We start from the raw sequence: 21,459 nt of genomic DNA, 5'->3' as shown, positions 1-21,459 counted from the left end.
ATGGAAACGTTTTTAATTAAAACGAGATTGGGTTTTATACAATATCTTATTTATTATCGGAGGAACATATATTTATGGCGATATTAACGGTTGAAAATTTGGGTCATTCCTTTGGTGATCGTACACTTTTTAAAGATGTATCATTTCGTCTTGTTGAAGGTGATCATATTGGCCTTGTCGGTGCAAATGGTGTAGGGAAATCTACGTTAATGGGTATTATTACTGGTCAAACCATCCACGATACAGGGCGTGTTGAATGGCTTCCAGGAACTCATTATGGCTATTTAGATCAACACACTGTGTTAACTGCTGGTCGTACTATGCGTGATGTTTTGCGTGATGCCTTCCTTCCGCTTTATAAAAAGGAAGAAGAATTAAATGAAATTGCTGGTAAAATGGCAGATGCAACGCCCGAAGAGCTAGAGGATCTACTAGAGCAAATGGCTGAAGTACAAGACGCATTGGATGCGGGTGATTTTTATACGTTGGATATAAAAATAGAAGAAGTTGCCCGCGGTTTAGGCTTAGATGCAATTGGATTAGATCGTGATGTTGCTGCTCTTTCTGGTGGACAGCGTACAAAAGTTTTACTAGCAAAACTTCTACTTGAAAAACCAAAAGTCTTATTGCTGGATGAGCCGACTAACTACTTAGACGAAGAGCATATAACATGGCTTTCAAATTATTTAAAGGATTACCCGCACGCATTTCTCTTAATCTCTCATGATACTGAATTTATGAACGGAGTCGTTGATGTCATTTTCCATTTAGAGTTTTCGAAGCTTACACGATATACAGCGACATATGAAAAGTTTTTAGAGCTTGCGGAAATAAATAAGCGCCAGCATATCGATGCATATGAGAAACAACAGGAGTTCATTAAGAAACAAGAAGAATTTATTGCGAAAAATAAAGCACGTTATTCTACAACAGGTCGTGCAAAGTCGCGTCAAAAACAATTAGAACGATTAGAACGAATTGACCGTCCAGAAACAGCGGTGAAACCTGAATTTAGTTTCAAAGAATCCCGTGCTTCAAGTCGTTTTGTTGTAGAAGCTGAAAATTTATTAATTGGTTATGATCCAGCAAAACCTCTATTGCCTCCTCTTACATTTGCCATTGAACGCGGGGAGAAGATAGCATTGATTGGGATGAACGGTGTTGGTAAATCAACATTATTGAAAACAATGCTAGGTAAAATTAATGCTCTTGGCGGAAAAGTAAGTCGTGGGGATTTCCTATTCCCTTCTTATTTTGAACAAGAAGTGAAAGCTGGCAATATAACACCAATAGATGATGTATGGAATGCATTTCCTAACATGGATCAACATCAAGTTCGTGCTGCTTTAGCACGCGCTGGTCTAAAAAATGAGCATATCTCTCGCCCACTAAATTCATTATCTGGTGGTGAGCAAGCAAAAGTCCGTCTATGTAAATTAATGATGGAAGAATCCAACTGGTTAATCTTTGACGAACCTACCAACCACTTAGATGTTGATGCAAAAACTGAATTAAAACGTGCAATGCAGGAATATAAGGGGACGATTGTTTTAGTTTCCCATGAACCGGAGTTTTATGAAGGTTTAGCAACAAAAGTATGGAATGTACAGGACTGGTTTACGACAGGAAAAACGGATTTATAATAGAGACGGTTTGGGCATCGAGGGATGCTTAAACCGTTTCTTTCATTTACGCAGCTCATAATACATATTTTAATGATATGGGAAAAACGCGACAATCCCTCTAAGACAAGGTTTTTGGAATTTTTTATAGAATATAAATTAATATAGTATTCTTTTTAAAATTAAATTTGAGGATGTGCATTTGATGGGTTTTTTCAATCGCTTTTTTAAAAAAGTAGAAGATGTCAATAAAGGAGAATCTGCTGTTTCTGAACTAGAATCTGAGTTTTATCTAGAATCACCAGTAGAAGAAGCAAAAAATTTTTGGGTAGAAATTGCTCAGAATATTATCGTAAATTCGGTTAAGGCTACAAACAACACTGTAGAACGTGCCTTTATTTTAGTGGATATGGGGGAACAACCCTCTTTCGATATTTTTTACCAAATTGATGGCAATCTAATTATGTGGCATGATCTTGAGGATCCTATAATAAAAGAAAAGATTGAAAGTGAATTACTACCTCAAGCACCTAATGTTGCTTCCGCAGTAAATGGTGAATTTGTTCAAGCCCGACACCCTCGGATTGCATTTGCCGAGCTACAATTTGAATGGGCAACTGGCGCTTGGTTTTCTCATATAATTTGGGAAGACGATGACCATGCAAAGCTAGTGAAAGAAGAAATTTTAAGCAAATGGTTCAAAATACTGAGTGCGGAAATTAAAAGCACACCATTAGATAGTGATTCCAAACTTTCATGGTATCCATAAAGTTTTTATTATGCTTGAAATGATTTAGAGGTTAATTTACTAGACGAAAACAAATAGATTTACCTTAGGATGTAATTTTTCAACTCGTGAAGTGTATTCGATAGTTATTAATCGGGTACGCTTCTTGATTTTAAAAAATTAAAAACTAATCAATTTCATAATTCGTATTTTTCAAAAGGTTAGAGTACCCCTAATATGAAAAATTGCGTTATTTACACTATGCTACTTGATTGCAATTTCTTCTTATCTCCCAAAAATATCTTCTAAGCTTTTTTATCTGATGGATTAAATATACCTGGTGTATAACTAGACATCTCCCCTATAGAACCAACTATTTCTCCTTCATATTCATATATTAAGGATAAGATTATCTCCTTCGGGGTCCTTCTCTTTTAATTTATAAGTGGTTATTTTTAGCTCTTTTCCTATATAATTTTCAACAAATGTTATATTAGAGGCTTTATAGTTTGCGATAGTTTCTGGTGCAAAATCCAGTTTTACTTGTTTAGTTGAATTGAATGATGCAATTGTCCAATCTAAACTTACTATGTATGCAAGATGTTCTTTATCAATACTTTTATTGGTACAAGCAACTAGAATAATTGTAAAACTTAAAATAATCATTAACTTCTTCATAAATATCCCTCTCTGTTGAAAGAACTCTTTACAATTAATTACTTTATAACAAAATAAAGTAATAGTTACAAAAACCACCAAACCAACTCAATACAACAACAAATCCAGAGGATTGACAAGCTTGATGAAAGATCTGCTCAAAATCATAGCCTAGCATCAAAACGATGGGAACTATAATCAAATAAAAAGTCCAAACTAAAAGATTATCAAAGGCAATAGTAGATAAGTTAAAACTAGAAAATATACAAACTCCCCTTCCTCGCTTCCTTTATGAGCTTTTACTAAAATAGCAATCACTAGTGTTAACCAAACAAAATGCATGACTACCTCAAAAACTCGCCGCATATCAAAAAATCACATGAGCATTGCTTTTCCACTATAATTAAGAAAATACGATCTGATTATTCGGTTGTCTGTTCATAGCTTTTTGAAGTTTACTAAGAGATTCTCTAATATTCCCCCATGGACATCAAATTATTTTGAAATAGAGAAATTATTAAGAGGGATTATTTAAATGGTATAAAATGGAACTTATTGATATCCAAATAACCAATAGTATACGGGGTTTTTATAGTAATTTCTATTTATTTACATTTATTTCCCTTCCCTTTTAATTTTTAGTTGCTATAATAATCCCTGGATACATTTGGAATAGCTGTTTTCGACTGGTAAATACCCATTTCACTTGTAACTAATTTGAATCAAAATATCGAAAATATCGGGGGAATTTTAGTTTGAAACGACTTATTGTAATGCTTCTAGTATTTTGCATGATGTTTAGTGCAACAGCTGCTGCGGAGGGTGAATATAATTGGATTGAAGGAGGCACAACTGTTGACTTAGGAGACATAGCCTCTATTGAACTTGATCCAGGATTTATTTTCCTTGACGGAGAAGAAACAAAGCGAATGGCGCAAGATTATGGTGATCCAATTTCCGGTCTTGAAATCGGTAGTATATTCCCAATGGACGAGAGTCAAACATGGGCTGTTTATTTCGATTATGAAGAAACTGGGCACATTAAGGACGATGAAAAAATCGATGCCGACGCATTATTGAAGAGTTACCAAGAGGGAACTGAAGAAGCAAATAAGGATCTACAACCTAGTGAGCGTTATTATGTAACTGGCTGGGACATTGAACCGTTTTACGATGAAAAAACAAATAATTTGACGTGGTCTTTATTACTAGAAGATGCTAATAAAGAAACTTTCCTAAATTATAATACGCGAATTCTCACAAGAGAAGGGAACATTTCGGTCATTCTTGTAACAGACCCTCAAAATATGGAGGCAAATAAACAGATACTTGACGAAAAAATATTACCTCTGCTGAATATTAAAGAGGGAAATAAATACACAGATTTCAATGAGTCTACAGATAAAGTAGCTGAATATGGGTTATCCGCTCTAATTCTAGGTGGAACTGGTTTAGCAGTAGCTAAAAAAGCTGGTTTAATCGCTGTCCTTCTAGCATTTGGTAAAAAATTCGGAGTTCTCGTAGTAGCCGCGATTGTTGGTCTTTGGAGCTTCATTCGAAAAAAGAAAAAGAACAAAACATCTGAGACAGTCGAGCCTATAAGTGAATAATCAAGCTCAGTTCCAACACATTTGTGAAGGAACTGAGCCTTTTACTTTCATAAAAAGATCACATTTTCTCTTTTATTTAATATGAAATTTTTATCTTCTAAAGTAATCAACCACACAATTACCCATGTCTGTTAAATCAAGTTACAAATTTTTTTAACGTTTTTTTTAGCAAGCTCAAATACTCATGGATAATCAATCATTATTACAGTAACATCAGAATTGTCTTAAATTCTGTTTATAGCTCCTTCCCTTCATCCAATATGTAAAATCTTTTATTATTTTTTGTTCTTAATAAGTGACCGAAATATCATCACAAAAATTGGTACTGAAAATGCTTTAATAGAATCAACAATCCCCTACCCTTCAGTCAAAAAATAGCCCTATTTCCCTAAACTTTCAAAATTATATTTTTCACAGAAAACTTCAATTTACAATTACTAATCAAGTGAAAGAAAACCCAAAAAGTTGAAACTTTTCTCGATTATAGACGTATATATTTATAGAAGAATGGTTATATATTTTATTAGAAGCCCACTTATACTTTTTTAGAAAAGCTATTGACTTACATTTATCTTACTAGTAAGATATAAATATAAACAAACATATCTTATTTGTAAGCTATTACAAAACAAAGAAAGCGAGGAGATTTTATGACAGTTACAATTTATACACAATCAAGCTGTTCCTCTTCACGAAAAGCCATTAAATGGTTAAAAGAAAATAATATTGCTTATTCAGAAAAACGTATTACTTCACAACCTTTAACATTAGCAGAATTTAAAAATATATTAAGAATGACTGAAGATGGAACTGATGAAATTATTGCGACAAACTCTAATGATTTCAAAAACCTTAATGTTGATATTGATCAACTTTCCATTCAGGATCTTTATAATTTAATTCAACAACATCCACGTATGCTGCGCAGCCCTATCCTACTTGATGAAAAACGCATCCAAGTTGGGTACAATGAAATGGATATTCGCCGTTTTATCCCACGTAAAGTGCGTGCATATGAATTAAATGCTATGCAAAAACTTGCAACACAAGGTTAATCACAAGTCTAGCGATTCTGATTCTGTATTTAAGTTACGGAATTAATTATGTAAGTGGAGCTGAACAAAATGGATAACCAAAGATATGAAACCCTTTCCTCTCTTTTTGAAGTTGTTTCTTCATTAGAGCGTAAATGGGCAAATGAATGGAACCAACAAAATATTTTAGGATTTTCAAAATCTCATATATTACTTTTAGATTTATTAGCGAAAGAAGGACCAAAACGCCCTTCTTCTATTGCTGAGCGTTTGAAAGTGACAACTGGTGGAGTAACTGTTTTAACAACGAAACTTATCAATAGTGGTTTAATTGAAAAAACGCAAAGTAGCGCAGATCGCCGTGCTTCTCAAATCGCCATTACACCAGAGGGCGAAAAAGTACTAAAAGAATCACAAGCTCAAGTAACAGCAATGGTTAACTCAATGTTCGGCATGCTTACTAATGACGAAATTAAAACGCTACATACAATCTTTGAAAAATGCCTTCTGAATGGAAACGGTTCTTCAAAGTAGTTTTTATGAGAATCAAATTACAATTTTGGGATGCAGCGCACCTCAATCAAAAGAATAGTTTATAGGAAATTACGATGTTTATTAATCTAAAACCCAAATAAAAACGCAAGATGCTATAAAATGCACCTTGCGTTTTTTTTATTTATATATAGGGAGTATTATAAGCTATTAAATTTAAGGAACTTTCATCATTTTGAATCGTCAAATGAATTACTAGAATATCCTTAAGCCATTACAACATCTTGTAAAGATGTATCTGCTAGCATTATTTCTTTCAAGCGCGCTTTAGCACGGAAAAGTCTTGATTTTACAGTACCAATTGATACTTTCATTAAAGTTGAAATTTCTGCTAGAGAATATTGGTCAACATAGAAGTACCATAATGTTTTTTGATAAATGCTATCTAGTTGCAACATTTTTTCTTGAACAATTTTTGTTACTGCAACCTTTTCAATCTGCTCTTCAGTAGATATTTCATTATTTGGAACCAAATCTAAAATCGGTACGTCTAATGTTTCAGGTTGATTCATCATATATTTACTTCTTCGAACATTTTTGCGATAGCGGTCGCGGAATGTATTCATTGTAATGGTTGTAAGCCATGCTTTAATATAATCAACCTTGTCAATTTGTTCTTCATTACGTACAACTTTTAACCAAACCTCTTGCATTAAATCTTCAGCCTCTGCTGAATTGCGTGTTAATTTTAAACATAAATGATATATATAACGATTATATTCTTCGTAAATTCCAGCTAAATAGTTAGTCATGATTATTTCCTCCAATTTCTAACTTCTGACTACATTTTCCCAAAAACTTGCATTACACTCTATCGTATTTGCTTTCAATTTCATTACACATATGTAAGATTCGAAGTGGCAGAAACACTATGCTATACTTATTTTTACAATTAATGAAATGAGGGATTTTATATGAGCCATCTGGAAAAATTAGATGCTTATTTCGCTAAAAACCGTGAAAGACATTTAGAGGAGCTATTTGAATTCCTTCGCATCCCAAGTATAAGCTCATTATCAGAGCATAAAGAGGATATCAAAACTGCTGCAAATTGGTTAGCAGATCGACTTCGTAAGCTCAATATTGAAAATGTATCTGTTGATGAAACTGCAGGACACCCTGTTGTCTATGGTGAGTGGCTTCATGCTGAAGGAAAACCAACAATTCTTTTATATGGACATTATGATGTTCAACCAGTTGACCCACTCCACTTATGGGATTCTGAACCTTTCAATCCTGAAATCCGAGACAACAAATTGTATGCTCGAGGTGCATCGGATGATAAAGGACAAGTATTCATGCATTTAAAAATGATAGAAGCATTGTTTGAAACTGAAGGTACACTTCCTGTGAACGTAAAATTTATTTACGAAGGTGAAGAAGAAATTGGCAGTCCAAATCTTCCTGAATATGTAGAAAAAAATAAAGAAAAATTATCAGCCAATCTTATCTTGATTTCGGACACAGGACTTTATGCACCTGGAAAACCTGCTGTATGTTATGGTTTACGCGGACTAACGGGTATACAAATTGACATACGTGGCGCTATAGGAGATTTACATTCGGGGTTATATGGCGGCGGCGTTCAAAATGCAATCCATGCCTTAGCCGACATACTTGCTTCATTCCGTGATGAGCATGGAACTATTCAAGTAGAAGGCTTTTATGATAAAGTGCGTCCTTTAACTGAAGAAGAGCGCAAAGCTTACAGTGAATTAAATTTTGATGAGGAAGCTTTAAAAGAAGAAGTTGGTGTAAATGAATTATTCGGTGAACAAGGCTACTCCTACTTAGAACGCACTTGGGCTCGTCCTACTCTAGAAGTAAATGGTGTCTTTGGAGGCTTCTCTGGTGAAGGGATTAAGACAGTTCTTCCTGCTGAAGCAGGTGCAAAAATTACTTGCCGCTTAGTGCCTGATCAAGATCCGAACGAAATCGTAGCACTTCTTAAAGCACATATCGAAAAACATAAACCAAAAGGTGTTAACGTTACAATATCTGAATTTGACAAAGGTGCACCTTACTTAACACCTTTTGATCACCCATTAATCCAAGCAGCAGGCCGTTCATATGAACGAATTTACAACGTCCCTACTGCCTTTACCCGTGGCGGTGGTTCTATTCCAATCGTAGCATCATTTGATGAAATATTATCTTTGCCTGTTGTATTAATGGGTTTCGGCTTAAATAGTGAAAACTTCCATGCACCAAATGAGCACTTCCATTTAGAAAACTTTGATAAAGGACTTCGTGTTCTTGGTGATTACTTGCATGAAGTTGCTGATTTAGAATTTTAATATTGATTTACCCTACGACTGTCCAAGAAGTATGTATTACAAACTTCTTGGACAGTTTTCTTTTAAATACTTAAGTACAACATCACTCTTTAGTAATGATGCTGCTCTTTCATGTCCGCTTTGCCTATCATCGCATAATGGGGACGCCCCCATCCCCTAATGAGCCCTTCTTTCTGCTTTGATATTATGAATATCTATTAAAGCATTATTACTGCGGTGATTCCATCCTAGCCGCAAAAAGAAAGTGACTCCTGCTCTAGACATCCTAAACATCCCCATCCTCTATACCGACCTCTAAAAATAATTTTTTTGCGGCACTTTTTTTACAAATATTTAATTTATATAACAAAAAGGAATTTCCTAAATATTTGTAGAATTGAAATTATACTATTTTATAAAGCTATAAATTAATTGTTTTATTAAAAGAAAGACAGGGGTGTTTTAAAATGGAAAATAAATGGAGTCTTGTATTATTTGTTCAACCAGTTATCGGGTTATTGCTCATTTTAATTGGATTGTATACGTTTATTGCTGGAAGTCCACATTTACTCCCTTGGGCCTTCATGTTGATGGGACCATTATTTGCAATGATGTGCTTATATGAAAGGAAAAGAGAAAATAAGAATACTAGTATTTTTTATTTAACTTTAGCGGCTATATCATTTTTGTTTGGTTTCTATTCATTTACAACGTTTTAATTTTAGCTAAGAAGCATTAGTTTGAAAGCTATGAGGGTCACTGTGTTATCACTGTAGACGACTTATTCTAATTTAAGAAGGCGGTATCAGGAAGTTAGAGTTTCTGGTAATCCCCTTCTACTTTTTTTGATATAATCTTAAGACACTATTTTTTGGTATTTCATATCCTCTTGGCAGAAATCGCCTTGCTCTTAGAGGAAGTACTTCACTATACTCATCATAAAAATCTCGTCCCGAAATATCTTACTGCAAGGGTCCTCTTGCCATAACAGAAAAATCTAAAAGACATGAAAAAAACCACCGCGCTTCTAATGGCACGGTGGTTTTTTAACTGACCTTTTAAAAAGCATTATATATATAGGGGAGGTTATATATCTTGTCGAACAAGCTTTTACAAGGGTCTTTTGAGCTTACACTTTTACTATGAGCGATTTTTCATAAGAAGCAATTATTATTGACTTCTTTATGATGTACTAAGTGTACCATCATTCAATTACTTATTGGACTACATGACGATAGATGTCACATTTTTATCACATTATTGTTCACAATTTCGAAATAAATTGTTATATAACAATAAAAACCCCTCATTTTACTTCCCTATACAGATTTATCAAAACTGTTAATTTAAAGCACTTCCACTGAAACAACTTTACTTTATGGGGATTGCAAACTGATGTGCAACAGGCTAGGAATTAAAATAATTTATAATAATTTTATAACTTTTGAATTGAAGATTTCAGCGTTCTATTCATTGTCCCTGCAAGAAATACTTTTCATAAATTAAAGAAAAGTTGTATCAATCTAGCTGACGTTGCCTTTATCAATTCAGACCAAGAAATTCATTAGAGGAGTTTAGAGATAAACAGTGATAGCTATTAAGATAACCTTGAAGAATCCGTATTTTTCATTTGCAACTACTTGCGATTCTTCACCTTCCTTTCGAGTTCCTCCAGCTTTTTTAGTAGTTCAATTCCAGCTTCTAAATAATGAATACGAGCTTCTGCTTTTTTAAGTATTTTCAGCAGATAAATCTTTAGTTGAAGGTCGTTCAGTACTTCCTTTTCCTCTGCGTTCTTCTAAAAACCCATTTTCCCCATATCGATTAAAAGTTCTTCTCCAACGGACTAAAGAATTCTTTGCTTTTTGTTAACCAATCATTTCAAGACCGAATCCTTTTTTTATAATATTTGAGCTGTCCTTTACCTACTAAAATTTCTTTCACTGCTTTAATTTTAAACTCAGGTGTTTACTGAATCGAACAATCAGATACTGAAGCAACAATAGGATTATCTTCTAACAGTTGACGTTGGTGTTCGTTGAAAAAGTTTTAATCTTAAAAATTCCCGTTCAGTATAATTTGTTTTAGTATAACGGGCTTTTTAAATAGAAAAAACCCCGAATAGGGTACTTTTTTAAAGTGACCATTATTCGGAGCTCGGTTCATCTAAGTTGCTTAGAGACTTTTTTAATTTTTCTTTACAAAAAGAATAATTTTATTTGATGAGGCTTATAATTATCTAAATTGATTTTTGATAAGCACTATTCATTAGTGCTTTATTATAATTATTATCCATCTTATAATTAATTAACATTATATTATCCTTATTTAACAAAGCATGTTCCATTTTTTTCTCAAAACGAATTTTGTAAAGCTCACTAGGAAATAATAATCTATTTTCTTTTGTCATCATTCCAAGTTCATAGCATTTTTTAATAATATCTAAAACACTCGCGCTTTTTAATATATCGCTTTTTCCTTCATCATAAGTAGACAGCTCTGTACGTATGTCCCAATTAGAGGCATAAAAATTTTCAAAACCGAATTCTGCATTTTTTTCGCTTACTACTTCACCTTTTTCAATCATAGAACAAAACTCATAAAAATGAATCGAGTAGCGATTATCATCTGTTACATTATTAATGTCTACACCTTCGTTAGCTAAATTACAAAATGCTAAAAACATTGGATCTAATTTTTCAATGTACTCGTCCCATCGTGCAGCATCATCTGCATCATAAGCAATACCATTAACAATGACACTTTCAGTTGATTCTATTATTTCCCCTCTATTATTGGCTTCTGCTTCGCAAACATTATCCCATCTTATCTTACTTTGATTTATAGACGTGCTATTTGTTGTACTTGAAGTATTTGTTACAATTGCAGTGTTAAGAGATTGTATCATATCTATTCTCCTATTATTCTCTATCAAAAGATACTGTATTACCATTAACAATTTGACCTAGTTGATTTATGCCTTTAATTGTTATTGAAATACTAGGCAAATCTCTAGATTCTACTTTAAAATAATATACAAATCCTGTTACAATTTTGTTCGAATCTACAACTGGTGTAGTTTGATAATTAATAACTTTTTTATGACTTAGGTTCACATCATTGCTATAAGCTAAATACGTTAAAGGATACCCTGTAAACAAAACTCTAATATATAAGGTATCTGTTGTTGTTACCGGAGTCTCTGCTTTTGATTGCTTCACTCCTATAGTTTCCCATTTGGTACCATCCACTGAAAAACCTGCAATTCGAACAGATATTAGATCTTGAGCAGGTGCCGCAGATACTTTTTCTTTTCCTACTCCTATAAAAATACCAAATATTAACGAAAATGTAATAGCAATAGTTAATAACTTTTTCATATTGCTACCTTCTAAGATATATTTATTGAGTTAAGAATTCTACGACGTCGTATAATTGATTATAATTTTATAATTGGTAAATTTCAATATATTTTACATTTTTTACATATTTTCTATATGGTATCCAACTTCTTAAGTTAACAAAACGAAAACAACTTGTATGTAATCCCTATGCAAATCCTGTTAATGAAAGTTCAATTTTAGAATATTTTAATGAATAAAAAGAAGAGGAATATTAAAGATTTTATTTTGGATATATATTTTGTCTAAGAGCCTTGGGGTAAAATCTACTGAGATGTATTAGTAGTTACAATAAAAGAGAATTCAAAAAACTATAGATTGCTAATATGAAGGTTAGAATAAAAACATGTTTATATCTTTTACATCTGAAGGTGTGCCTTTACCATTCAGATAAAGAATTCTATTATACGTCGGACAGTAGAATTAAAAAAAGATGCTACCTGTAAAATACAAGCAGCATCTTCTTAAGTTACTTAGAAACTTTTAAAAAAAAATGATTTATTTATAATTATCTGTGTAACCGGCAAAAGCCATGTATGAACATAAAGATGAAATACCCTAAAGTCCACTTAAAAACCTCAGGATACTCATCTTCCTATTATTTAAAAAATTAAACCAACCGATGCATAAATAATAACCGTTGCAAAAACTGCAGTCATATAAATTAGGGAATAAGCAAACATTTTATTTGCCCAAATTTTTTCATCCATTTGGCGATAGCCTACGAAGCTGATCCACAACCAAATACCACCTAAAATAAGGGACGATAACGTTAATCCCCAGCTTAAGGGCAAGAATAAGAAGCTTGTAAACATTAAAAGAATTAAGTAAATGTTTGTTTGAATGTACGTTCTTCTCGCACTTTTTATAACTGGCAGCATTGGAATTTTTGCTGCTGCGTAATCATCTTTTTTGCGAATAGCAATTGCATAAAAGTGTGGCATTTGCCAAATAACCATAATGATGAAAAGTGCCCATGCAGCTGGATGCCAAATATCTGGCGCTACTGCTGCCCAACCTATTAAAGGCGGCATCGCACCTGAAATACTGCCTACCTCAGTATTCCAAATAGTTCTTCTCTTTGTCCACATAGTATAGGGGACAACATAGAAAAATACTCCTAGAAAACCTAGAAACGCAGCAAGTGGTGTTGTTAATAGTAAAATTCCAAGCCCTAGAACAAGTAAGAGTATGCCGACAATCAAAATTGAGCGGATACTTAACTCACCTGTTACTGTAGGTCGTAATTTTGTTCGTTTCATAACCGCATCAATATCTCGATCATATAAATTATTAAAAATCCCTGCTGCACCAATTATGAATGCAGAACCAACAAAGGCATATATTATAGTCGGTATATGTTCAACAAAGCTTAGTTCATACGTATATAAAGCTAGCATAAGAGCCGCTATCATCGGAATTAAATTTGATTTAATAATTCCTGTTTTGACGGTCTTTGCCCATAAATTGATGTAGTTTTGCATAGTATGTCTAATTCTCCTCATTGTTAGGCTACCAAGGGTAAGCACTATATTCTATCATACCACTGATATGGGAGATTCAACAATCAGCACAGCATGTTTATTTTTAAAATTTTAAAGACTTACTTAATAAATTCGTAGTTTAGTCAAATTTTAAACTTGCCATTTAATAAATTTTTCCACTTTCTTATTTATCTCGAATTTGCCTCATTTGCTGCAAGTAAACCAATTGTTTTATTTTTCTTCCATACACTATCCCAATATTTTAGAGGAACAACTGTTTCACCTCCATAAGGGGCAATTTCTATAGTAATTCCAGGCATTCGATAATTCATAATAAACCAATCCGTTGATGCACCAGAGCCCGCCTCACCAGTTGGAGACATAATTTTGTAGCCTGTTGCCTTGCCAATCATTTTAGCAACGGATAAATCACGTGTTAAAGCTGTTGATTTTTGATAATGGTAGTAGTATAGGATTGATCCTGAACTATGATATGAAATATAGGATTTGAAATGATGCTGTGCTACAAAATTGCGCAGCGCTTGTGATTCCGGCTCAGAGAAAGCTTTTGCTCCCTTATAATTTTTATAAGATGGAGATGCAGCAGAAGCTTTTTTCTCCCAACCACCGTCAAAATTTCTATTCAAATCTATACCGCGAATATTGGCTTTCCATCTATTATAATTCGAGCTGCCATTATTTAATTTTTTGGTTGTTGAACTTGCATTCACTCTCGTCTGAACCAGCGTTACACCATCCGGATTCATCATTGGAACAAACCATATGCTTACCCTGCTTAAAATTGTTTTAACATTCATTGACGAAAATTTTTTACCTTTTAAATAATGATAAGTATACTCATCAATCATTTCTAATAAAACGTTCGTTGTCATATGTTCCCTTGCATGCAACGACGCATCCATTAAAATCTCTTTTGATCCTGTTCCTACCTTTAAAGCATATAGCGCTCTGCCTTGAACGGAAGAACCAATCTTAACTAGTTCCGTAAATTCCGGATACATATTTGAAAATACTTTTAAATAATATTCCATCTCTTTATAGCTAATATTCTTTTTCGGTTCTACTTGATTCGTATGATAAAAATCCACTAAATTTACATATACACGCTTGCCAAACCGTTCAATCACACCACGACTGCCATTAATCATATGTAAATTAACCTGTTCTCCTTTTGCTACTGTCCCAAGTATATTGCCAGCCTTATCTTCAAATGGTGCATCAATTTCAGCAACAATACTTCGAGGGAAATTCCCTTGTATATGAGCTTCTAGATTTGTTTCTTCATCTGTAGAGGTTAGAGCTGTTCTAGGGATATAAAAGGATTTCTTATTAGCCGTTACAATAAAAAAATTTGCTGTCACATTAGTTGGTGATAATATCGTGCCTTTTTCCAATGTCCCTGCATTTTCAAACCCCTTTGAAGAAGATAAGTAATACGGAGTTGTCTGAATCACTTTTCCATTTCCGTTTATGTATGGAGAAATTACTTCTTTTACTTCTGGTGGTAATGATTGTTCTTCTTCTGGTTGAGTATATGTATTTTCTTCATTTGCTTCATTTAGCAGTTGGTCAGATGGGATTCCAGATGTCTCTGCTTTATTTGGTTGCTCTTCAGAAACATCATCTATAATTATTTCAGGATTTAATTGTTCATCTGTTAATCCTACACTAGACGTTACTTCTGCTGAATTAGTAGATTTTTCAATTTCGCTCGCCGAAACGATTGAAACTTGAAAAATAAGTATAAACACTAAAAAAATTGATAGAATTGCTTTATAGTTGTTCAAAGTAATTAACTCCATTTCATTATTAAATTATCAAAAAGTTACTAATATTATCATAACTAATACAATATAAAATTTACAAATTACATTTATATTAAGAATTTTATTAGTATTTTCTATTTTCTTACAAAATAAAAAGAGACTTAGGAATTATCCCAAGTCTTTTAATAATATTTTATTTGTTCTTTTAAAACTTTTTCTCTTCTATCCAAATATGAACATGCTACTTTTAATAACGGTAAAACTAGCAGAAAGACAAACAGCAATCGGAAAATTTGGAACACAGTAACTACAGAAACATCTGCTCCAATTGAGTTGGCAAGCAGACTCATTTGATCAAGCCCCCCTGCTGCTGCACTTAGGAAGCTGGTAGATAGTGAATAGTCAAGGAGATAGACCAGCAATAAGCCTTGGAAAAACGTAATTGCAAGTAGAAAAAGTGCACTTCCTACTCCTAATAACAATACTCGTTTTCCTAGCTTTATCATATCTGGTTTTAAAAGCAGACCTATGTATGCACCCATGAACAATTGTGCCGCATGTAAAAGTAAAATTGGCACTTCTGGTACATTAACCGAGAATAGTTTTAGTACAATGACAAATAATACCGGAGTTAAAAAGTACGGAACTGGCAGATTGATTTTCTTCCCTACCCAAACAACAACCCATGACACAAGCAACAATAATGCTAGAGGGAAAATTGAGCTAATCAAAAAATGCCCTTCCCCTTTTGCTTGAATAACATGCCCCGAGAGAATAAATGGAACGAGAAAGACAATGCTTATTACCCGAACAACATGGAAAAACGTAACGATTGCTAAATTAATATCCTTTTCTTCTTCAGCAAATACAACAATTTGTCCTAAGCCACCTGGAACTGTACAGGTTAGAGCTGTCTTTAAAGGGATACTCCCTATTTTTTTAACTCCAAAGGCCATAAATATACTAATTATAACTAAGACGATATTCATTATTAGCATAAGTAAAAGAAGCCAGCTCATGCCTTTAAACAAATTAAATTGAAATGAATGACCGATGGAAACACTTATAATAACAAGGCCTAAATTCGAAGTTTCATAGGCCAATATAATTGATACTTAATAAAAAATTGACTGATTAGCACCGAAAATAGTGGTCCTAGCATCCATGGAACCGGCATTCCAACATATTCAAACAACAGTGCACCTAAGATGCTAATGAATGCTACCAAAATGATCGATTTTATATGCAAAACTCGAGCCTCTTTTCTATCTACGTTTACCTCAGATTATCATAAATTGACCTGCTACACATACACAGTTAGTCCCCTCCCGCAAACAATAAGAGATTCTTAACTACAATCATATGTAGAAAAAATATTATTTTTAAACCCTTGCCGCAAAAATCCATATAATTATTTTTTTTGTCCATTTACTTTTGTGTAAAAATAAGTAAGAATAATCAATAATGATAATCATTATCAATTATTCTTTAGGAGGATATTATGAATACTATTTATGATGTCACGATTATTGGCGGCGGACCAAGTGGATTATTTAGCGCATTTTATGCAGGTCTGCGAGATATGAAAACAAAAATCATTGAATCTCAACCAATGCTCGGTGGAAAAGTTCATGTTTATCCAGAGAAGTTAATTTGGGATATTGGCGGAATGACACCGATTACTGGACAACAATTGATTGACCAATCGATTTCACAAGCATTAACGTTTGATCCAACGGTATGTGTAAATACAAAGGTCCGAACAATTGGTAAAGAAGATAATATGTTTATAATTACAACCGAATCTGGTGAAAAGCACTTTTCAAAAACAGTGATTCTTGCAATCGGTTCAGGTATTGTAAACCATCAAAAATTGGAGATTGAAGGTGCCGAAAAGTTCGAAAATACCAACTTATTCTATTCTGTTCGCAGCCTATATGACTTCAAGGACAAATCTATTTTGATATCAGGCGGAGGGCATGCTGCAATAGACTGGGCACATGATTTACATGGCTTCGCAAAAGATATAACGGTTATTTACCGCGGAGAAAAATTATCTGGTCATGAGGCATACATCCAAAAAATTAAAAATAATGGAACACCGATACTATTGAATACACAAATTAAACAATTCGTTCCTTCTTTAAACGGCTCAACCATCCAACAAGTAATACTTGAAAATACAACAACTACTGAAGAAAAAGCAATTCATGTTGATGCCGTACTAATTAATCACGGCTTTTTGAAAGAGCGAACAATTGCATTTGATGACTCTATTACTGTTGAACGCGATAAAGAGCGCAACTATAAAGTAGTAACAAATGGGAAATGTGAAACTTCTGTACCAGGATTATTTGCTGCCGGCGATATTGCTGAATATCCTAGCAAAATTCATTTGATTGCAGGCGCTTATCAAGACGCGCTTCATGCAGTTAATAGTGCGAAAGCATACCTTGATCCAACTGCAAACCCTACTGCTCGTGTCTCTTCACATAATGAAACGTTTGATGAACGCAACCGTGAAATTTTTGAATCCCGAATAAAAGAAAAAACAACGATTAAATAAACTATTTTGCGAGGGTGATTGTATCTAAAGATTCAACAATGACTCTCTTCTTTTCGTTTTAGAAGGAGGAAGCGATGAATATTGAGGATTTAGCAAATTACTTTGCAAGTGCATCCATTAGCTTTGAGAATGCAATTCAACAAGTTATGGAGCCAAGAACAAAAAATATAGAAAAATATCATGAGTGCGCCAGTATAATTATTATTTCAAGTGGACTTGCAAGTTTCACTATAAATGAAACATCTTACAAGCTAAAAACTGGATCAGTTCTTCATGTTGGTCCAAGTACGGTTATTAGTGAAGTTTTAAGTGATACTAAATGTTCTTATATTCTTATTCAATACCGGATACTAGAAAATGAAGTGAGTATATTCCCCTTATATACAAGCCATTTCATAATGAATATTGATAATCAAAAAAAAGTTTTTCAATATGCTATGGAACTAGTAGAAAACTTCAGATCAACAGATGTCTATATGAAATTAAAATGTAAATCTTTGCTCTTAAGCTTTATTGTAGAATTAATACATGCTCTAAAAAACGATTCAAAAAAACAACCAGCAATTGATTTAGAAAAGATTAAAAGCTATATTCATCAACATTATGCAGAATCCATTACCATTAATGAAATTGCAAGTAACTTTGGCATCAAAAGAAGGTATTTAACATCTATATTTCAACGTTATATTGGTTCAAGCCCCATCGAATACTTAACAGCATATCGGATTCATAAGGCACAAGAGTTATTATTATTAACCGATAAACAAATTATTGAAATCTCAAACAGTGTAGGCTATGTTGATAATTTATATTTTAGTCGTGTGTTTAAAAAGAAGACTGGCATGTCCCCTACTGAATATCGTAAATATCGATCCTTCTTAACCAAAGAGAAAGTAAATCAAGATTAAATGTTTATAATAGCTCAATTGCCATTTAATGAGATAAGATTCCAAATGCAATAATTTGTGATTAATGATTTGTATGAGAAGTCTTGATACTAGGAATACCAAAAGGAGCCAACCAAAATTAGTTTGGATGGCCCCTGGAAAGAGGGTTATAAGGATATTCAGTTGTGGCTTCTGTCTATCTTAGATTGTACAACATGAATAAAATTATGCTCTTTTATAAAAAAATTTGTTATTTTTTTAGGAGTAATATAAAAAAGGCTGTTCAGACATATTACTTCTGGACAGCCTTTCATTAAAATATACTAATGGATATCATTCTTTTTGAAGTTTCCACCTCTTACTTCTGCTACGTCATAAACGGTAACAAAAGATCCCGGGTCGATTTCTCTTATAATTTCCTTCATTTTACTTTCTTCTAAACGGTTTATAACACAAGTAATTTCCTTAAATTCTTCATTTGAATATGCGCCTCGAACAATATTATATGTCGCACTTCGTCCTAAGCGGTCGCGAACAGTTTCAACCATTAATTCTGGTTCATTTGTAATAATTTTAAATGTTTTCGAACCGCTTAATCCTTCCTCAACGATATGAATCACTTTAGAAGCAATAAAGTAAGCAATACCTGAAAGAATTGCACCTTGCAGTCCAAATACAGTTGATACAATAATAAAAACAAATAAATTTAAAAATAAAATTAAGTCACTTGTCCCAAATGGTAATTTACGTGATAACAGCACAGCCAGCATATCAATTCCATCTAATGCTCCACCGTTGCGCAATGCTAACCCCATACCAAACCCGATGATAATACCACCAACAACAGTTACTAATAAAGTATCTCCTTCAATAATTGCAGGTATATGGTGCATAAGACTTGTACCGACTGCTAATGAAACAATCCCAACTACTGAAAATACAGCAAAGCTTTTACCTATTTGTTTATAGCCTAAAAATACAAAAGGGATATTTAAAAGGGCAATAAGTACCCCTAATGGCAAGCCAAATAATTGTGAGCCAACGATGCTCAACCCTGTTACTCCACCATCCGATACGCTGTTAGGGATTAATACCGCCTCAAGACCGTATGCTGTAACAAATCCCCCAATCACAACCATTAGCGCTCGTAAAAGCATCCAAGATTTACTCGATTTGCGATGTGTGTTTGCAACCATGTCATTTCCTCAATTCCATTTAATTTTACCAAAAAATATGTGTCACTAAATACCGTCACTTTTCTAGTATAGCATGCATCTCCTACTTACATCCTCTGAAAGCTCCTATATTAGGAAAACTAAACAAAAAAATCTGCCCGCGAGTCATTCTCTACGAACAGATTAAATATGATGGGTTATAATACTTTATCTAAAAAGTCTTTTGCACGAGCAGACTTTGGTGATGAGAAGAATTCATCTGGAGTGGCATCTTCAACTAAATAGCCTCCATCTAGGAACAATATACGATCGGCTACTTCGCGTGCGAAGCCCATTTCGTGTGTGACGATAATCATTGTCATCCCTGATTCTGCTAGAGATTTCATGACAGCTAGTACCTCTTTAACCATTTCAGGGTCCAATGCTGAAGTTGGTTCGTCGAATAACATAACTGTTGGATTCATAGCTAGCGCACGAGCAATTGCAACACGCTGCTTTTGTCCTCCCGATAATCGATTAGGATATTCATCGCGCTTTTCATATAAGCCAACTTTACGTAAAAGCTCGTCTGCGATTTCGGTTGCCTCTTGCTTTGATATCCCTTTTACATTCATTGGTGCGTAGATTAAGTTTTCAAGAACCGTTTTATGCGGGAATAAATGAAAGTGTTGAAATACCATTCCTAAATTTTCACGCACTTTCATCACATTTTTCTCAGTAATTAATGTATCTCCAACTGTTATGTCGCCGCTTGTAGGCTCTTCTAATCGATTAATACAACGTAAAAAGGTAGATTTACCTGATCCAGATGGGCCAATAACTGCAATAACTTCTTTTTCTTTTATTTCTGTTGAAATACCTTTTAACACTTCATTATTTCCAAACGACTTTTTTAAATTTTCAATTTTAATCACTGCGTCTCATCCTCTTTTCTATTGTTCTTCCAAGGAATGTTAATACGAGTGTCATAATATAATAGATCACACCAGCGATTAATAACGGCTCAAAGTAGCGGAATGTTGATCCACCAACAACGTAGGCACGACGCATAATATCTAGTGCACCGATTACTGTTACAATTGCCGACTCTTTATTTAATGTAATAAATTCGTTCATTAGAGAAGGCAGAATATTTTTCATTGCTTGCGGCAAAATAATATCCTTCATCATTTTGGCATAAGGAACACCTAAAGCTCTTGCCGCCTCTTGCTGTCCTTTATCTACTGCATTAATCCCCGCTCGAATTATTTCAGAAACATATGCACCCGAATTTAAGCCAAATGCGATAATAGCAGCAGGTATTGGATCGATGTTCGTACCAATAAATTGTGGTATCGCATAATAAATTAGCATCAATTGAAGTACAAGCGGAGTACCACGGAAAATCGATGTATAAAACTCTGCAAACCATTTTAAAGGCTTAATGCTTCCAATTTTACAAAGAGCTAATAAAATACCGAGAACTAGCCCTACAATCGTCGCAAAGATAACTATTTGTAATGTTACGCCTATTCCTTGTAAAATGTAAGGAATAGAGGGAACGACTTTAGAAAAATCAAACATCGTTATCCCCCTTTCTTAGATTAAAAGTGGAAGCGCCCTGTTAGTCCCGACAAGCACTGGAAGGCTCGAATCGATAAGCTTTTCCAGCTTTCGACCGAGGGCAGACCGCGACCTCGAG

19 protein-coding genes are annotated in these 21,459 nt (G+C 33.8%); 9 read left to right on the top strand and 10 right to left on the bottom strand.

Going from position 1 to position 21,459, the window contains the following annotated elements:
* Window positions 1–74: 74 nt before the first annotated feature.
* Entirely contained in the window at window positions 75–1,643 is a 1,569-nt protein-coding gene (locus MKY04_RS02840; protein WP_126294320.1) for an ABC-F family ATP-binding cassette domain-containing protein, read from the top strand.
* A 184-nt stretch (window positions 1,644–1,827) separates the two neighbouring features.
* Window positions 1,828–2,391, top strand: coding sequence for a hypothetical protein (locus MKY04_RS02835; RefSeq protein ID WP_126294321.1), 564 nt, complete (start codon window positions 1,828–1,830; stop codon window positions 2,389–2,391).
* Window positions 2,392–2,739: 348 nt separating this feature from the next.
* On the opposite strand, the gene MKY04_RS02830 is transcribed toward MKY04_RS02835, so the two are convergent.
* Window positions 2,740–3,027, bottom strand: coding sequence for a hypothetical protein (locus tag MKY04_RS02830; RefSeq protein ID WP_346235272.1), 288 nt, complete (start codon window positions 3,025–3,027; stop codon window positions 2,740–2,742).
* A 734-nt stretch (window positions 3,028–3,761) separates the two neighbouring features.
* Between MKY04_RS02830 and MKY04_RS02825 the strand changes: the two genes are divergently transcribed.
* The 3 genes from MKY04_RS02825 to MKY04_RS02815 all read left to right on the top strand — a co-directional run bounded on the left by MKY04_RS02825 (window position 3,762) and on the right by MKY04_RS02815 (window position 6,184).
* Window positions 3,762–4,616: a DUF2167 domain-containing protein gene (locus tag MKY04_RS02825; RefSeq protein WP_246020296.1), complete on the top strand. Its 855-nt coding sequence runs from the start codon at window positions 3,762–3,764 to the stop codon at window positions 4,614–4,616.
* Between the two features lie 650 nt (window positions 4,617–5,266).
* The gene (spx, locus tag MKY04_RS02820) at window positions 5,267–5,671 is read left to right on the top strand and encodes a transcriptional regulator Spx (RefSeq protein WP_126294323.1); all 405 of its coding nucleotides are present in this window, start codon (window positions 5,267–5,269) and stop codon (window positions 5,669–5,671) included.
* A 69-nt stretch (window positions 5,672–5,740) separates the two neighbouring features.
* Window positions 5,741–6,184: a MarR family winged helix-turn-helix transcriptional regulator gene (locus MKY04_RS02815; RefSeq protein WP_126294324.1), complete on the top strand. Its 444-nt coding sequence runs from the start codon at window positions 5,741–5,743 to the stop codon at window positions 6,182–6,184.
* A gap of 224 nt (window positions 6,185–6,408) precedes the next feature.
* On the opposite strand, the gene MKY04_RS02810 is transcribed toward MKY04_RS02815, so the two are convergent.
* Window positions 6,409–6,954 (bottom strand): RNA polymerase sigma factor, encoded by a 546-nt coding sequence (locus tag MKY04_RS02810; protein ID WP_126294325.1) that lies wholly within the window; start codon window positions 6,952–6,954, stop codon window positions 6,409–6,411.
* Window positions 6,955–7,116: 162 nt separating this feature from the next.
* On the opposite strand from MKY04_RS02810, the gene MKY04_RS02805 reads away from it, so the two are divergent.
* On the top strand, window positions 7,117–8,499 hold the full coding sequence (locus tag MKY04_RS02805) for a dipeptidase (RefSeq protein WP_346235271.1): 1,383 nt from the start codon (window positions 7,117–7,119) through the stop codon (window positions 8,497–8,499).
* 446 nt (window positions 8,500–8,945) lie between these two features.
* Window positions 8,946–9,197, top strand: a complete 252-nt coding sequence (locus MKY04_RS02800) for a hypothetical protein (protein ID WP_126294327.1) — start codon at window positions 8,946–8,948, stop codon at window positions 9,195–9,197.
* A 1,520-nt stretch (window positions 9,198–10,717) separates the two neighbouring features.
* On the opposite strand, the gene MKY04_RS02795 is transcribed toward MKY04_RS02800, so the two are convergent.
* From MKY04_RS02795 to MKY04_RS02775, 5 genes are all read right to left on the bottom strand, one after another.
* Window positions 10,718–11,386, bottom strand: a complete 669-nt coding sequence (locus MKY04_RS02795) for a hypothetical protein (protein WP_126294328.1) — start codon at window positions 11,384–11,386, stop codon at window positions 10,718–10,720.
* 13 nt (window positions 11,387–11,399) lie between these two features.
* Window positions 11,400–11,858, bottom strand: coding sequence for a DUF4879 domain-containing protein (locus tag MKY04_RS02790; protein ID WP_126294329.1), 459 nt, complete (start codon window positions 11,856–11,858; stop codon window positions 11,400–11,402).
* A 623-nt stretch (window positions 11,859–12,481) separates the two neighbouring features.
* Entirely contained in the window at window positions 12,482–13,363 is an 882-nt protein-coding gene (gene cyoE / locus MKY04_RS02785; RefSeq protein ID WP_126294330.1) for a heme o synthase, read from the bottom strand.
* A 188-nt stretch (window positions 13,364–13,551) separates the two neighbouring features.
* Window positions 13,552–15,171 (bottom strand): M14 family zinc carboxypeptidase, encoded by a 1,620-nt coding sequence (locus MKY04_RS02780; RefSeq protein WP_185807703.1) that lies wholly within the window; start codon window positions 15,169–15,171, stop codon window positions 13,552–13,554.
* 161 nt (window positions 15,172–15,332) lie between these two features.
* Complete coding sequence (locus tag MKY04_RS02775) at window positions 15,333–16,253, bottom strand: AbrB family transcriptional regulator (protein ID WP_185807704.1); 921 nt, start codon at window positions 16,251–16,253, stop codon at window positions 15,333–15,335.
* Window positions 16,254–16,651: 398 nt separating this feature from the next.
* Here MKY04_RS02775 and MKY04_RS02770 point away from each other — a divergent pair, with 398 nt between their 5' ends.
* Window positions 16,652–17,716, top strand: a complete 1,065-nt coding sequence (locus MKY04_RS02770; protein ID WP_126294333.1) for an NAD(P)/FAD-dependent oxidoreductase — start codon at window positions 16,652–16,654, stop codon at window positions 17,714–17,716.
* A gap of 74 nt (window positions 17,717–17,790) precedes the next feature.
* The gene (locus tag MKY04_RS02765) at window positions 17,791–18,624 is read left to right on the top strand and encodes an AraC family transcriptional regulator (protein ID WP_126294334.1); all 834 of its coding nucleotides are present in this window, start codon (window positions 17,791–17,793) and stop codon (window positions 18,622–18,624) included.
* 302 nt (window positions 18,625–18,926) lie between these two features.
* Here the strand turns inward: MKY04_RS02765 and MKY04_RS02760 are convergent, their stop codons facing one another.
* From MKY04_RS02760 to MKY04_RS02750, 3 genes are all read right to left on the bottom strand, one after another.
* Window positions 18,927–19,799: a YitT family protein gene (locus MKY04_RS02760; protein ID WP_126294335.1), complete on the bottom strand. Its 873-nt coding sequence runs from the start codon at window positions 19,797–19,799 to the stop codon at window positions 18,927–18,929.
* 176 nt (window positions 19,800–19,975) lie between these two features.
* Entirely contained in the window at window positions 19,976–20,692 is a 717-nt protein-coding gene (locus MKY04_RS02755) for an amino acid ABC transporter ATP-binding protein (protein WP_126294336.1), read from the bottom strand.
* Window positions 20,685–21,341 carry an amino acid ABC transporter permease gene (locus MKY04_RS02750; protein ID WP_126294337.1) on the bottom strand — a complete coding sequence of 219 codons (657 nt, stop codon included), beginning with the start codon at window positions 21,339–21,341 and terminating at the stop codon, window positions 20,685–20,687. Before MKY04_RS02750 ends, MKY04_RS02755 begins: the two co-directional genes overlap by 8 nt.
* Window positions 21,342–21,459 lie beyond the last annotated feature (118 nt).

Source organism: Lysinibacillus telephonicus (assembly GCF_039654155.1).
Lineage (GTDB): Bacteria > Bacillota > Bacilli > Bacillales_A > Planococcaceae > Ureibacillus > Ureibacillus telephonicus.
This window is presented reverse-complemented; position numbering and strand designations above follow the sequence as displayed.

What these genes read in the sequence shown, in the direction of transcription:
- MKY04_RS02830 (WP_346235272.1), bottom strand. Translation starts at nt 3,027, where the DNA reads ATGAAGAAGTTAATGATTATTTTAAGTTTTACAATTATTCTAGTTGCT.
- MKY04_RS02840 (WP_126294320.1), top strand. Translation starts at nt 75, where the DNA reads ATGGCGATATTAACGGTTGAAAATTTGGGTCATTCCTTTGGTGATCGT.
- MKY04_RS02835 (WP_126294321.1), top strand. Translation starts at nt 1,828, where the DNA reads ATGGGTTTTTTCAATCGCTTTTTTAAAAAAGTAGAAGATGTCAATAAA.
- cyoE (WP_126294330.1), bottom strand. Translation starts at nt 13,363, where the DNA reads ATGCAAAACTACATCAATTTATGGGCAAAGACCGTCAAAACAGGAATT.
- MKY04_RS02805 (WP_346235271.1), top strand. Translation starts at nt 7,117, where the DNA reads ATGAGCCATCTGGAAAAATTAGATGCTTATTTCGCTAAAAACCGTGAA.
- MKY04_RS02810 (WP_126294325.1), bottom strand. Translation starts at nt 6,954, where the DNA reads ATGACTAACTATTTAGCTGGAATTTACGAAGAATATAATCGTTATATA.
- MKY04_RS02770 (WP_126294333.1), top strand. Translation starts at nt 16,652, where the DNA reads ATGAATACTATTTATGATGTCACGATTATTGGCGGCGGACCAAGTGGA.
- MKY04_RS02795 (WP_126294328.1), bottom strand. Translation starts at nt 11,386, where the DNA reads ATGATACAATCTCTTAACACTGCAATTGTAACAAATACTTCAAGTACA.
- MKY04_RS02760 (WP_126294335.1), bottom strand. Translation starts at nt 19,799, where the DNA reads ATGGTTGCAAACACACATCGCAAATCGAGTAAATCTTGGATGCTTTTA.
- spx (WP_126294323.1), top strand. Translation starts at nt 5,267, where the DNA reads ATGACAGTTACAATTTATACACAATCAAGCTGTTCCTCTTCACGAAAA.
- MKY04_RS02815 (WP_126294324.1), top strand. Translation starts at nt 5,741, where the DNA reads ATGGATAACCAAAGATATGAAACCCTTTCCTCTCTTTTTGAAGTTGTT.
- MKY04_RS02800 (WP_126294327.1), top strand. Translation starts at nt 8,946, where the DNA reads ATGGAAAATAAATGGAGTCTTGTATTATTTGTTCAACCAGTTATCGGG.
- MKY04_RS02750 (WP_126294337.1), bottom strand. Translation starts at nt 21,341, where the DNA reads ATGTTTGATTTTTCTAAAGTCGTTCCCTCTATTCCTTACATTTTACAA.
- MKY04_RS02790 (WP_126294329.1), bottom strand. Translation starts at nt 11,858, where the DNA reads ATGAAAAAGTTATTAACTATTGCTATTACATTTTCGTTAATATTTGGT.
- MKY04_RS02765 (WP_126294334.1), top strand. Translation starts at nt 17,791, where the DNA reads ATGAATATTGAGGATTTAGCAAATTACTTTGCAAGTGCATCCATTAGC.